Annotated in this window: 13 protein-coding genes; 11 read left to right on the top strand and 2 right to left on the bottom strand. The window is 68.5% G+C overall.

Annotation, left to right across the window (positions count from 1 at the left end; all coding sequences use genetic code 11):
• The first annotated feature begins 9 nt into the window (after positions 1–9).
• The 5 genes from QN350_RS00555 to leuA all read left to right on the top strand — a co-directional run bounded on the left by QN350_RS00555 (position 10) and on the right by leuA (position 6,229).
• On the top strand, positions 10–1,275 hold the full coding sequence (locus QN350_RS00555; RefSeq protein WP_322139722.1) for a sensor histidine kinase: 1,266 nt from the start codon (positions 10–12) through the stop codon (positions 1,273–1,275).
• Positions 1,272–1,964, top strand: a complete 693-nt coding sequence (locus tag QN350_RS00550; protein ID WP_323515581.1) for a response regulator transcription factor — start codon at positions 1,272–1,274, stop codon at positions 1,962–1,964. The genes QN350_RS00555 and QN350_RS00550 overlap by 4 nt, the downstream gene beginning before the upstream one ends.
• A 100-nt stretch (positions 1,965–2,064) precedes the next feature.
• Positions 2,065–2,826 (top strand): ABC transporter ATP-binding protein, encoded by a 762-nt coding sequence (locus tag QN350_RS00545; RefSeq protein WP_322139724.1) that lies wholly within the window; start codon positions 2,065–2,067, stop codon positions 2,824–2,826.
• Positions 2,823–4,232: an ABC transporter permease gene (locus QN350_RS00540; RefSeq protein WP_322139725.1), complete on the top strand. Its 1,410-nt coding sequence runs from the start codon at positions 2,823–2,825 to the stop codon at positions 4,230–4,232. Before QN350_RS00545 ends, QN350_RS00540 begins: the two co-directional genes overlap by 4 nt.
• A gap of 224 nt (positions 4,233–4,456) precedes the next feature.
• Complete coding sequence (gene leuA, locus QN350_RS00535; protein ID WP_281534844.1) at positions 4,457–6,229, top strand: 2-isopropylmalate synthase; 1,773 nt, start codon at positions 4,457–4,459, stop codon at positions 6,227–6,229.
• A gap of 183 nt (positions 6,230–6,412) precedes the next feature.
• Here the strand turns inward: leuA and QN350_RS00530 are convergent, their stop codons facing one another.
• A complete protein-coding gene (locus QN350_RS00530; protein WP_322139726.1) occupies positions 6,413–7,153 on the bottom strand; it encodes a hypothetical protein in 741 nt (246 codons plus the stop codon).
• A 118-nt stretch (positions 7,154–7,271) separates the two neighbouring features.
• Positions 7,272–7,970, bottom strand: coding sequence for a trimeric intracellular cation channel family protein (locus QN350_RS00525; RefSeq protein WP_281534846.1), 699 nt, complete (start codon positions 7,968–7,970; stop codon positions 7,272–7,274).
• Positions 7,971–8,098: 128 nt separating this feature from the next.
• On the opposite strand from QN350_RS00525, the gene recO reads away from it, so the two are divergent.
• The 6 genes from recO to QN350_RS00495 all read left to right on the top strand — a co-directional run bounded on the left by recO (position 8,099) and on the right by QN350_RS00495 (position 13,059).
• The gene (gene recO, locus QN350_RS00520) at positions 8,099–8,821 is read left to right on the top strand and encodes a DNA repair protein RecO (protein ID WP_322139727.1); all 723 of its coding nucleotides are present in this window, start codon (positions 8,099–8,101) and stop codon (positions 8,819–8,821) included.
• Positions 8,818–9,648 carry an isoprenyl transferase gene (locus tag QN350_RS00515; protein WP_322139728.1) on the top strand — a complete coding sequence of 277 codons (831 nt, stop codon included), beginning with the start codon at positions 8,818–8,820 and terminating at the stop codon, positions 9,646–9,648. The genes recO and QN350_RS00515 overlap by 4 nt, the downstream gene beginning before the upstream one ends.
• A 111-nt stretch (positions 9,649–9,759) precedes the next feature.
• Positions 9,760–10,431 carry a DsbA family oxidoreductase gene (locus QN350_RS00510; RefSeq protein ID WP_281534847.1) on the top strand — a complete coding sequence of 224 codons (672 nt, stop codon included), beginning with the start codon at positions 9,760–9,762 and terminating at the stop codon, positions 10,429–10,431.
• The gene (locus QN350_RS00505) at positions 10,431–10,565 is read left to right on the top strand and encodes a hypothetical protein (protein WP_322139729.1); all 135 of its coding nucleotides are present in this window, start codon (positions 10,431–10,433) and stop codon (positions 10,563–10,565) included. Before QN350_RS00510 ends, QN350_RS00505 begins: the two co-directional genes overlap by 1 nt.
• A 66-nt stretch (positions 10,566–10,631) precedes the next feature.
• Positions 10,632–11,819 carry a tRNA dihydrouridine synthase DusB gene (gene dusB, locus QN350_RS00500; RefSeq protein ID WP_322139730.1) on the top strand — a complete coding sequence of 396 codons (1,188 nt, stop codon included), beginning with the start codon at positions 10,632–10,634 and terminating at the stop codon, positions 11,817–11,819.
• On the top strand, positions 11,812–13,059 hold the full coding sequence (locus tag QN350_RS00495; RefSeq protein WP_322139731.1) for a deoxyguanosinetriphosphate triphosphohydrolase: 1,248 nt from the start codon (positions 11,812–11,814) through the stop codon (positions 13,057–13,059). The genes dusB and QN350_RS00495 overlap by 8 nt, the downstream gene beginning before the upstream one ends.
• The last annotated feature ends 52 nt before the right edge of the window (positions 13,060–13,111 follow it).

Below are 13,111 nucleotides of genomic sequence, written 5' to 3'. Positions count from 1 at the left end.
GCTGGGAGGATGACCGAGCCGGGAGTGTCCACGCGCGCGGCGCGGTACCGCTGGATTCGCGACATTCCCCGTCGTTCGCTGGCCCTCGACATCGTCATCGCCGGCCTCTTCTTCCTTCTCCTCCTGCTGGCCGACTCGGGCAGCCCCGCGACCGTCGTCGTCCTGATCACGTTCGCTGCGGCTCTCGCGGTGCGCCGGTTCTCGCCCGCCCTGGCCCTGACCCTCGCGTGGCTGGCCGCGGCCGTGCAGATGCTGGCCGGCGAGCCGGTGCTCGGCGGCGACGTCGCGGTCCTGGCCGTGCTCTACGTCACGGCGGCCTATGCCGGACCCGCCACGCGCAGGGCCGGCCTGATCTCCGTCGGCGTCGGCGCCGTGGTGGCCGGGGTGTACCTCGCGGTCGCGCAGCACGGTTTGGCATACCTCGGCACAGCGCTCGCGCAGGGGACCATCGGCGCCCTGGCGTGGTCGACGGCGATGCTGTCCTTCGTCAGCCTCGCCGTGCTCGGCCTGTCCTGGACCCTGGGCCTGCTGAAGCGCACCCGGCAGACCGCGAGGGAGAGCAAATTCACCCAATACCGTGCCCTCGAAGAGCAGCGGGCGGCAGAGCGGGCCGTGGTCGTCGAGCAGGAGCGCAACCGCATCGCGAGGGACATGCACGATGTCGTCGCGCACTCGCTGGCCGTCGTGATCGCCCAGGCCGACGGAGCGCGCTACGCACGCTTGCAGAACCCCGAGGCCGTCGACGAGGCGCTCACCACGATCTCCACGACCGCGCGTGAGGCCCTCGGAGACGTCCGGATCCTGCTCGCCCGGCTGCGCCAGGATTCGGTCACCGGACCGCAACCCGTGCTCGCCGACCTCGACCGGCTCGTCGAACAGATGCGCGGGACGGGACTCGACATCGACTGGACGACGACCGGCACACCCGCCGCCCTCGGCTCCGGCGCCCAGCTCGCGGTCTACCGGATCGTGCAGGAGGCGCTCACGAACGCCCTCCGGCACGGGGACACCGGCCGGACCGTGGCCCTCCGTCTCGACTGGACCCCCGACTGGGTCGCTGTGACGATCGACAATGCCCTGCGGCTTCCGGCGGCGCCGGCCCCGCGCGCGGAGAACGGCCACGGCCTGCCCGGGATGCTGGAGCGGGCGCTCCTCGCCGGCGGTAGTCTGACGGCCGGGCCGATAGGAGGGGTTTTCAGCGTCGCCGCACGTCTGCCGACGGCCACGAAAACGGCCGGCGTGCTCCCCGCACCGGTACCCGAGGTGCGAGCATGAGCGAGGTCGCGGCGGCGGACGTCCCGCGCATCCGTGTCGCCCTGGTCGACGACCAGGCGCTCTTCCGTGCCGGGATCCGGATGCTGGTGTCCTCGCAGCCCGACCTCGAGTTCGTCGGCGAGGCGGGCAGCGGTGCTGCGGGCGTCTCCATGGCCGCCGCGGTCAGTCCGGACGTGATCCTGATGGACATCCGAATGCCCGTGATGGACGGCATCGACGCGACCATCGCCATTCTGGCCGCGGCGGAGGCCGCCGGCGCGATGCCGCCGCGCATCGTCGTCCTCACGACCTTCGAACTCGACGAAAGCGCGAGCCGCGCCATCCGGGGCGGGGCGAGCGGCTTCCTGCTCAAGGACGCGGATCCCGAGTTCCTGCTGGCCGCAATCCGCACCGTGCACGCCGGCAACGCCGTCATCGCAGCGTCGGCGACCCGCGAACTCTTCGCCCACTTCGACGCACCGGCCCCCGCGCAACCGGTGGAACCCGAGGCATTCGGCACGCTGACCAGCCGCGAACGTGACATCTTCGCCCTCGCTGCCCTGGGCCTCAGCAACGCGGAGATCGCGGCGCGGGAATTCCTCAGTGAGGCCACCGTCAAGACGCACATCAGCCGCATCCTCTCGAAGCTCATCCTCCGCGACCGGGTTCAGCTCGTCGTGTATGCCTTCCAGCACGGCCTCACGGAGTAACGAGCGGATGACCCGGTCCGGCCGGGAGTCATCCCCTCGGTGTCCGGGATACCTCTGCTGCCCGATGCGGTGCTGGGGGAGCGATTCCTAACGTTGAAGCATGGAAATCACATCTGCAGAACTCGGCCTCGCGGCCAGAGTCACCAACCTCTGTAAAAACTATGGATCAGCCACCACCTCGGTAGCGGCGCTCGACGACGTGTCCATCGGAATCGGTCGCGGCCAGTTCACCGCGATCATGGGGCCGAGTGGCTCCGGCAAGTCGACCCTGATGCACATCATGGCGGGACTGGACGAGGCAAGCTCCGGTCGGGTTTGGCTGGGTGAAACCGAGATCACCGGCCTGGGCGACTCGGAACTGACGGTCCTGCGCCGCCGCCGGATCGGCTTCATCTTCCAGTCGTTCAACCTCGTCCCGACGCTGGACGTGCGGGCGAACATCACCCTGCCGTTCGCCCTCGACGGGCGGCGGCCGGATGCGGCGGAGAAGGACTGGATCGACCAGCTCACCGACTCCCTCGGCCTGGGCGACCGGCTCACCCACCGCCCGCACGAGCTGTCCGGTGGCCAGCAACAGCGAGTGGCCATCGCGCGCGCGCTGGCCACCCGGCCCGAACTGGTCTTCGCCGACGAGCCGACCGGAAACCTCGATTCCCGGAGCGGGCGCGAAGTGCTCACCCTGCTCAAGGCGGCGAGCACCGGCTACGGCCAGAGGATCGCCATGGTCACCCACGACCCCATCGCGGCGAGCTTCGCCGACCGCATCCTCTTCCTCGCCGACGGCAGGGTCGTCGAGGACCGGGAACGATCCACCGCGGAAGAGATCTCCGGCATCATGCTCGGCATGGAGCAGCGCGCATGAGCGGCAGCGAAACTGCCCGCGCCACCGGGCACGCCGGCCGTGGGGCAAGCCTGCTCGTGGCGGCGCTCGCATCGGCCTTAGGGGTCGTTCTCCTGGAGACGACGAGCGTGCTCGCCACGGTTGTCAGCGGCAATGATCTGTCCCAGCTGTCCGCGGTTCGTTCCGCCCTATCGATCGTCGCATTCCTGTTCATCACGATTGCGGTGTACGTGAGTGCGATCGTGACCACCAACACGGTGGCCACCGTCATCGCCGGTCGGACCCGCACGATCGCGCTCATGCGCCTGATCGGGTCGAGCGCCGGCGACCAGCGCCGCGCCGTGGCCCTCGACGGGCTGAAGGTGGGGCTCGCGGGAGCCGTTCTGGGCGCCGTCGTCGGCATCCTGCTGAGTTTCGTCGGGGTCCGGATCGCCTTCGGCGCCGCGCTGATCCCCGATCTCGGCTACCAGCTCCTCGAGCCCCTGCTCGCCCTGCCCGTCGTGATCGTCGTGTTGTCCACCTGGTGCGCTGCGTGGGTCGGGTCTCGCCGGGTGCTCGCCGTCAGCCCGATGCAGGCCGTCGGCGCGGCAGAGGAGCGCTCCCTCGAGGAGTCGACCAGGCGCCCGGTCCGCACCGTGTTCTCGATCGTGCTGATGGCCACGGGCGTGCTGTTCCTCGCAGGGGGAGTCTGGGTCGGGCAGGTCACCGAATACGGCGTCCTGCTCGGACTCGTCGGGGGGCTGCTCTCGTTCACCGGCCTTGCGCTGGGGTCGCACCTGGTGATGCCTCCCATGCTGAGCCTGGTCGGTGCGCTCCTGGGCGGCAGCGCACCGGCAAAGCTCGCCGTCGCCAACGCGAGGCAACATCCGGAGCGTGCCGCCCGCACCACCATCGGACTCGTCATCGGGGTGACGCTCATCACCATGTTCGCCGTGGCAGGCTCGACCTTCGAAACGATGATGCAGCCGCTGATGGAAGACCCCGCTGCGCGCGCGGACATCTCGGAGACCCTGTCGACCAGCCTCGCCGTGATCTCGGTGCTCGTCGGCTTCAGCGCGCTGATCGCCGCGATCGGCATGGTCAACAACCTGGCGCTGAGCGTGCTGCAGCGTTCCCGCGAGATCGGTCTGCTCCGGGCCCTCGGTTTCACCGGACGGCAGGTGCGCGCGATGATCCTCGCCGAGAGCGTGCAGATGACCGTCGCGGCCGTCGCGCTCGGCCTCGTGCTCGGAGTCGCATACGGCTGGGCTGCAGCGCAATCGCTGTTCGGCTCCGTCACCCATGCGGGCCTGGTGGCGCCGTCGATTCCCTGGGTGCTTGTCGCCCTCTGCGTGGCAGGGACCGCCGTTCTCGCCGTTGGCGCGACGATCCTGCCCACCCGCCGGGCGGTGTCCATACCGCCGGTCGCGGCCCTCGCGGCCGGTTGAAGCTGGCTGCCCCAGGGCGGATGCCGCGCACTCGGCGGGTGCGCGGCATCCGTCGTGTGCCGCTTCAGCCGATTTTCAGGATGCCGGCCGCGAATCGGTGTTAGCATTCCTGTGTGTTGTTCGGTCAGCTCCTCCTTCGCTGCCGCGACGAGTCCTAATCTGAGGCCTCCCTCGTCGCGGCGTTTGTTGTTGGCTATCCCAACCCCAGCGAGGAGATCACGACCATGAGAAACACCCAGTCCGCATCGACGATGCCGATCCACAAGTACCGTCCGTACCACGAGCAGTTCGCGGTCGACCTGCCCGATCGCACCTGGCCCTCGAAGCACATCGAGGTCGCGCCGCGCTGGTGCGCCGTCGACCTGCGCGACGGCAACCAGGCGCTGATCGACCCGATGAGCCCGGAGCGCAAGCGCATCATGTTCGACATGCTCGTGCGCATGGGCTACAAGGAGATCGAGGTCGGCTTCCCGTCGGCCAGCCAGACCGACTTCGACTTCGTGCGCAGCCTCATCGACGAGGACGCCATCCCGGACGACGTCACGATCCAGGTACTCACCCAGGCCAGGGAACACCTGATCCGGCGCACCTACGAATCGATCGCCGGCGCCAAGCAGGCCATCGTGCACCTCTACAACTCCACGAGCGTTCTGCAGCGCGAGGTCGTCTTCCGCGAGGACAAGCAGGGCATCATCGACATCGCCCTCTTCGGGGCCCGCACCTGCCGCGCCCTCGAAGCGACCGTGCCCGGCACGACGATCTACTACGAGTACTCTCCGGAAAGCTACACCGGCACCGAACTCGAATTCGCGGTCGAGGTCTGCAACCAGGTCATCGCTGTCCTCGAGCCGACCCCGGAGCGGAAGGTCATCATCAACCTGCCCGCGACCGTCGAAATGGCCACCCCGAACGTCTACGCCGACTCGATCGAATGGATGTCGAGGCACCTCGACCAGCGTGAGAACCTCCTGATCTCCCTGCACCCGCACAACGACCGCGGCACCGCGATCGCGGCGGCGGAACTCGGCTACCTCGCCGGCGCGGACCGGATCGAAGGCTGCCTCTTCGGCAACGGCGAACGCACCGGAAACGTCGACCTCGTCGCCCTCGGCATCAACCTGTTCACCCAGGGCATCGACCCGCAGATCGACTTCGGCAACATCGACGAGGTCAAGCGGACCGCCGAATACTGCAACCAGTTGCCCGTTCCCGAACGCAGCCCCTGGGCAGGAGACCTCGTCTTCACCGCCTTCAGCGGCTCGCACCAGGACGCCATCAAGAAGGGCTTCGAGGCCATGGCGGCGGATGCCGCGGCGCAAGGCCGGTCCGTCGACGAACTGCAGTGGGCGGTGCCTTACCTGCCCGTTGACCCGAAGGACCTCGGTCGCAGCTACGAAGCCGTTATCCGGGTCAACTCGCAGTCCGGCAAGGGCGGCGTCGCCTACCTCCTCAAGACCGACCACGCCCTCGACCTGCCCCGCAAGCTCCAGATCGAATTCTCCGGGGTCGTCCAGTCCAAGACGGACGCCGAGGGCGGCGAAGTCACGAGCGAACAGATCTGGGACATCTTCAACGACGAGTACCTGCCGAGTTCCAGTGGGCACCCCGACGACAAGTGGGGCCGGTTCGAACTGTTCTCCACCCGGACGTCGAGCGACCTGGGCGGCCGCGTCGACCTCACCGTCGACCTCCGGGATGACGACGGGGTCGAGCGCGTCGAAGGCGCGGGCAACGGTCCGATCGCGGCGTTCCTGGGCATCATGGCGGAGCGCGGCATCGCAATCACCCTCTATGACTACGTCGAACACGCCATGTCCGCCGGCGGAGACGCCCTCGCCGCGTCCTACGTCGAACTCGACGTCAACGGCCGGCGCTACTGGGGCGTCGGCATCGACGCCGACATCTCGACCGCCTCACTGAAGGCCGTCGTCTCCGCCGTCAACCGCGGAATCCGTGCGGCGGCAGGCGACCTCGCCCTGGCAGGCGTTCCGGCCTAGCCGCTCCACGGCCAGCACAGAGGTCACGACAGCACAGAGGTCAGGACATCACAGCGGTCACGACAGCACCGAAGTCAAAACGACCTCCGAAATCAAGGCCACACAGACGTCAAGACAGACAATCGGGGCGATCCGCCACTTGGCAGATCGCCCCGATTGTCTGGGCCTGGAGATCAGCCTGCGTCAGCCGCGGGCGTGAGCCGGGACCGGCCGGGCGCTGTCGGATCGCCGGTCGACCGGGGGAGCGACCGGGGCGGGCTCGGCTTCAACCGGAGCCAGCACCCGGGTGGCGTCCTCGATCACCCCGGAGAGCAACTCGAAGAGCCGGTCGTCGGGGTTCGGGGTGCACGCTTCTGCAATGCCCTGGACCGATACCCGGATGATCGTCTCCGCCGTGCGATCGGTGAACTTGGTGCGCGACCATGCCCCCATCGAGGAGATGAACTCGCGCGCCCACCGCTCGGTCTCCGGCGCCGCATCAAACGCGGTGCGGATGCGGGCCTCGAGGCCTTCGGGCAATTCGCCGTCGAGCCCCTCCAACTGGCGCTCACAGTTCAGGATCCCGACCGCAAGGGCACGCTGGTGATCCGAGCTGCTCACGGGGAGCGCCGCGGTCGCCGCCCTGACCGCGATCAGTAGCCGCACCCGGGGGTTGTCGCCCTTGAGGCCGATGACGGACGGGATCAGGGGTACCAGGCGGGCACGGGAACTGTCCGACGTGCAGTCATTGACCATGCGGGCGAGGGAAGCGACCAGGGGGTGCGTGCACGCCGGATGGTCACTCCACGCCTCGCCGGCGAGGTAGGACGCGAACTCCATGAAGCAGGCTCCGGAGCGCGGCGTGCGGTGTTTGCCGCGGGACAGGACCGGCATCAAGCTGGGCACCGGCATCGGATCGGGCGAGTTGCACTTCAGCATATTCATGGATCCTCCAGACATGTGAGTTCTTCTCACTAGTGTCGCCCCGCGGGCCCACAAATGCGAGAGGGAATACCGGCAGATTTCGCCATCCGTCCGACGCCCTGTGGGTGGGGAGGGGGAGTCAGTCGTGGGTTCGGCGGCGACGGAGGGTGACCGGGCGGACACGACGACGCCAGCGCGGCCAGCTGCCGATCGCACGCTGTTCCGGAAGGCTCCAGCCGTACCGGGCCGCGAGGATCCGCATGACCGTGGTCACGATCACGCAGGCGATCGCCGCGATCGTGATGTCCACGTGCAGTTCAAAGAGCACGACGAGGAGGGCGCTGCCGAATCCGGCGGCCATGGCATAGAACGAACCGACGTGCATGACGGCGATCGGTACGTTGAGCATCATGTCGCGGAGGGCCGAACCGCCGACGGCCGTGATCACGCCCACGAACAACGACGGAATCTCCGGGAGGCCGTGCGCGAGCGCCTTGCTCGTCCCGAGGGCGGCGAACAGGCCGATCGTCACGGCGTCGAGCGCGATGATGAATGGGCCGAGGCGATTGAAGAGACTCTGCAACAGCATGCCCAGGAGGGCGGATCCACCCGCGATCGGCAGGTACCAGTTGCTCTGCAGGGCGGCGGGTACCCCGCCGAGCAGGATGTCGCGCAGGAGTCCGCCGCCGAGGCCGACCGTGACGCCGATGATGGCGATGCCGAGCAGGTCGAAGCGGCGATCGGTGAATCGTCCGGCGAACATGGCCCCCTGGATCGCGCCGATCGCGACCGCCGTCAGGTCGATCCAGAGCGGGATCGTGAACAGGATGGGAGGCATTCTCCAATGAAACCACCCGCAGCAGGGTTTCCTGACCGTGGACGGTGCCCGTTCCGGCAGGAACCCGCACGACCGGCGCGCCGGACGGAACCGGACCCGCAACGCCCGCCCAGGTGGGAGAATGGGACGTGCCTGTTTACCGTGATGAAGCCGTCGTGCTGCGCACCCACAAACTGGGTGAGGCCGACCGGATCGTCACCATGCTCACCCGCCAGCACGGCAAGGTCCGTGCCGTCGCCAAGGGCGTCCGCCGCACAGCCTCCAAATTCGGCGCCCGGCTCGAACCGTTCATGGTCGCGGACGTGCAGCTCTACGAGGGCCGCAGCCTCGACATCGTCACCCAGGCCGAGTCGATCGGCTCGTATGGCGCCCTGATCTCCGGGGACTATGCGAGTTACACCGCGGCGAGCGCGATGGTCGAGACGGCGGACAAGCTCACCGAAGCGGAAGGTTCCCTGCAGCAGTACCTGCTTCTGGTCGGGGCGCTGCGCTCGCTCTCCCGGATGGAACACGGCGCGAGCCTGACCCTCGACTCTTACCTCCTGCGCGCCCTGTCGATGGCCGGTTGGGCACCGAGCTTCCAGGGCTGCGCACGCTGCGGCGCACTCGGCGACCACTCCGCGCTCGTCGTGCAGGTGGGCGGAATCGTCTGCGACGACTGCGCGGCCCCCGGTTCGCCCCGGCTCGACAAGGCGACCATCCTTCTCCTCGGCTCCCTGCTCGCCGGAGACTGGGAACAGGCCGAATCCATGCCAGAACAGACCAGGAACCAGGCCAACGGAGTCGTCGCCGCATACACGCAGTGGCACCTCGGCCGGGGCCTCCGATCCTTGGAGCACGTCAGTCGATGACCCCGAAGCCTTCCCTGAACCCGTTCGCGCCGAAGCCGTTCACGCACAAGGACGCGGTGGCTTTCCGCCCGCTCGACTGGACCGGACAGTACCCGCCTGCGCTGCCCGCCAAGGTCGTTCCGGAGCACGTAGCGATTGTGATGGACGGCAATGGCCGCTGGGCGAACGCCCGCGGGCTCCCGCGGGTCGAAGGCCATAAGGCGGGCGAGGCCGCGCTCCTCGACGTCGTCGCCGGGGCCATCCAGATCGGTGTCAAGCACCTCAGCGTCTATGCGTTCTCGACCGAGAACTGGAAGCGTTCGCCCGACGAGGTCCGCTTCCTGATGGGCTTCAACCGCGACGTCCTGCACCGGCGCCGCGACCAGCTCAACGACTGGGGAGTGCGGGTTCGCTGGGCGGGCCGTAAGCCGCGACTGTGGGCATCCGTCATCAACGAACTGCAGTACGCCGAGCGCCTCACCGCGGGCAACACCGGCCTCACCCTGACGATGTGCGTCAACTATGGTGGGCGCACCGAGATCACGGATGCCGTCCGAGCGCTGGCCGAGGAGGTCGCCGCCGGCCGGTTGAAGCCCTCCGGCATCACCGAGAAGGCGATCCAGCGCCAGCTCTACACGGCAGACCTCCCGGACGTCGACCTCTTCGTGCGCAGCTCGGGGGAGCAGCGCACGAGCAACTTCCTGCTCTGGCAGAGTGCTTACGCCGAGATGGTCTTCCTCGACACCCTCTGGCCGGACTTCGGTCGGGCGGAGCTGTGGCACGCGATCGAGCTCTACGCCGCGCGCAACCGCCGCTACGGCGGGGCCGTCGACGCACCGACCGCCTGATCCCCTCCCTGAGGTGTCGCGAATCGACGTTCGTGGGCGCGTTTAACGTCGATATGCGACACCTCGCGCGGCACGGGGAATAGATCGGGGGACCGGCGGCTTGGGTCGGGTGTGAGCGAAACTATCAAGGTCGACATCTGGTCCGACGTGCAGTGCCCCTGGTGCTACATTGGCAAGCGCAAGTTCGAGGCAGGGGCCGCCCTCTTCGACGGGGACGTGGAGGTCGAGTACCACAGCTTCGAGCTGGCCCCCGATACCCCGGTCGACTTCGCCGGCAGTCCCATCGACTACCTGAGCGAGCGCAAGGGCATCCCCGTTGCCCAGGTCACCGAGATGCTCGCCCGGGTCACCGGCATCGCCGAGAGCGTCGGCCTGCACTACGACTACGACTCGGTGCACCAGACCAACACCGTCATCTCCCACGAGCTCCTGCACTACGCCAAGGCGCACGGACGCCAGCTCGACATGAAGGAACGCCTGCTCAAGGCCTACTTCGTCGACGGAAGGCACGTCGGCCGCATCGAAGACCTCGCGGACCTCGCCGCCGAGATCGGACTCGACCGCGCCGACGTCGTGCGGGCCCTCACCGCACACGAGTACCTCGCCGACGTCAAGGCGGATGTCGCACAGGCGAACGCCTACGGCATCCAGGGCGTCCCCTTCTTCGTGATCGACGGAAAGTACGGCATCTCCGGCGCCCAGGACCCCGAGGCCTTCGCCGGCGCCCTCCGCCAGGCCCAGGCCGACCAGAACGAGACCGCAGCAGCAGGGGAGAACCGTTGATGACCGATGTCACCGCTGTCCCAGTCGCCGCTGTCCCCGTCGCCGCGGTCCCGGCGCCGCCCGTCACCCCGTTCATCCAGCTCCTCGGCCAATCCGGCGCCGGGAGCTGCGAGGGCGATTCCTGCGGAATCTAGGCCTCGATCGGTGCGGGTTGGTCGCACGGGTCAGCACGAGCGCCCGCATCTGGGAGAATTGACCCAATGACTCCTGCACTCACGGCTTCGCGCACGGACCCGACGCCGGTCCCCGCGCTGCGGATCGGCCCGCTCACGCTCGACGTGCCCGTCGTCCTCGCACCGATGGCCGGCATCACCAACACCGCATTCCGCCGCCTCTGCCGGGAATTCGGCGCCGGCCTCTACGTCAGCGAGATGATCACCTCGCGCGCCCTCGTCGAGCGCACCCCGGGCTCGATGCGCCTCATCGACCACCACGAGAGCGAGACCACCCGCTCCATCCAGCTCTACGGGGTCGACCCGAAGACCATCGGCGAGGCCGTCACGATGCTCGTCTCCGAGGACCGCGCGGATCACATCGACCTCAACTTCGGCTGCCCGGTTCCCAAGGTGACCCGCAAGGGCGGCGGGGCCGCCCTGCCCTGGAAGCTCGGACTCTTCCGGAGCATCGTCGAAGCCGCGGTGAACGCGGCAGGGGCTGTTCCGGTCACGATCAAGATGCGCAAGGGAATCGATTCCGACCACCTCACGTACCTCGAGGCCGCGAGGGCCGCTGAGGGCGCCGGCGTCTCCGCCATCGCGCTGCACGCCCGTACGGCGTCTGACTACTATTCCGGCCAGGCCGACTGGTCGGCGATCGCGACCCTCAAGCAGGCCATCACGAGCATCCCCGTTCTCGGCAACGGCGACATCTGGTCCGCGCAGGACGCGGTTCGGATGGTCGCGGAAACCGGGTGCGACGGCGTCGTCGTCGGCCGTGGCTGCCTCGGCCGCCCGTGGCTGTTCGGCGACCTCGCCGCGGCGTTCGGGCCGGCGGAGGGTGCGGGAGCCGCGCTCATCCAGCCGAACCTCGGCGTTGTGGCCGATACCTTCCGTCGGCACGCCGAGCTCCTCACCGAATTCTTCGACAGCGAGGAACGCGCCTGCCGCGACGTGCGCAAGCACGTCGCCTGGTACTTCAAGGGGTACTCCGTTGGCGGCGAACTGCGCGCGAGCCTCGCCTCCGTCGTCTCCCTCGCCCAGCTCGACGACCTGCTCGGCACCCTCGACCCGACCCAGGAATACCCGGGCATCGGCGCCGAGGGTCCCCGCGGCCGGGCGGGCAGTCCCAAGCGAACCAGCCTGCCCGAGCACTGGCTCGACTCGCAGGAACTCGTCGGATCCGAACGCGCCCGGCTCACCGAGGGCGAAGGAGACACCAGCGGTGGCTAACCGATCGGGGTACACGAGCTTCGACGAGGAACGCTACTTCCCGGAGGAACACAGCTCCCGGCGCAGCGATTTCGCGCGCGACCGCGCCAGGCTGCTGCACTCGAGCGCCCTCCGCCGCCTCGCCGCCAAGACCCAGGTGCTCAGCCCCACCGCGGGCCTGGACTTCGCCAGGAACAGGCTCACCCATTCCCTCGAGGTCGCCCAGATCGGCCGGGAGCTCGCGCAGCGCCTCGGACTGGACCCCGACGTGGTCGACACGGCCTGCCTCGCTCACGACCTCGGACATCCGCCATTCGGCCACAACGGCGAGAAGGCGCTCAACGCCTGGTCCCTCGACATCGGCGGCTTCGAGGGCAACGCCCAGACACTGCGCCTGCTCACCCGCCTCGAGCCGAAGGTCTTCGGCCCCGACGGCCACAGCTACGGACTCAACCTCACCCGTGCGAGCCTCGACGCGAGCTGCAAGTACCCGTGGCCCGCCGGCGAATCCGTGTCAGACCCCAGCGGCCGCGCCAAGTTCGGGTACTACCCCGACGACTTCCCGGCCTTCGAGTGGATGCGTGCCGACGCCCCCGACCGGATGCTGTGCATCGAAGCGGAGGTGATGGACCTCTCCGACGACATCGCATACTCCGTGCACGACTTCGAGGATGCCGTCGTCAACGGCTACCTCGACCTCGCAGCCCTGAACGGCCGTGCGAGCACCGAACTCGTCTCGTCGATGCACGCCTGGATCGGCGGCGCCGTCTCCCATGCCGACCTCGCTGCGGCATACGACCGCCTCGGCGCGCTCGACTCGTGGCTGCGCGGCTGGACGGCAGGCCGCCGCGACCAGGGTCGCCTCAAAAACCTGACGAGCCAGTTGATCGGACGGTTCTCCGGAGCGGCCGTGTACGCCACCCGACAGGCCTATCCGGCAGAGCGCATCGCGCGCTTCGGCGCCCACGTCGTGGTGCCGCCCAACGTCGCAGCGGAGATCGCCGTGCTCAAGGGCGTCGTCGCGGCCTTCGTGATGTCGAAGAACACCCGGCAACCGATCTACCAGCAGCAGCGTCAGGTGCTGACCCTGCTCGCCGATCGGCTTCTCGCCACCGGCGACGAACACCTCGACGCCGGCTCGAAGGAAGACTTCCACGCGGCCGCGGACGACGCCGCCCGCAAGCGCGTCGTCGTCGACCAGGTCGCGAGCCTCACCGACCAGTCAGCGCTCGCCTGGTACGAGCGCCTGATCCAGAACTGAGCCTGTGCAGAACCCGGCCCGTGCCGAAGTCGGACGTGCGGCGGGATAACAT

It is taken from the genome of Cryobacterium sp. 10I5, from assembly GCF_035019865.1.
GTDB classification, from domain to species: Bacteria; Actinomycetota; Actinomycetes; order Actinomycetales; family Microbacteriaceae; genus Cryobacterium; species Cryobacterium breve_A.
Note: the sequence above shows the minus strand (reverse complement) of the source record. Positions and strands in the feature narration are given on the sequence as shown.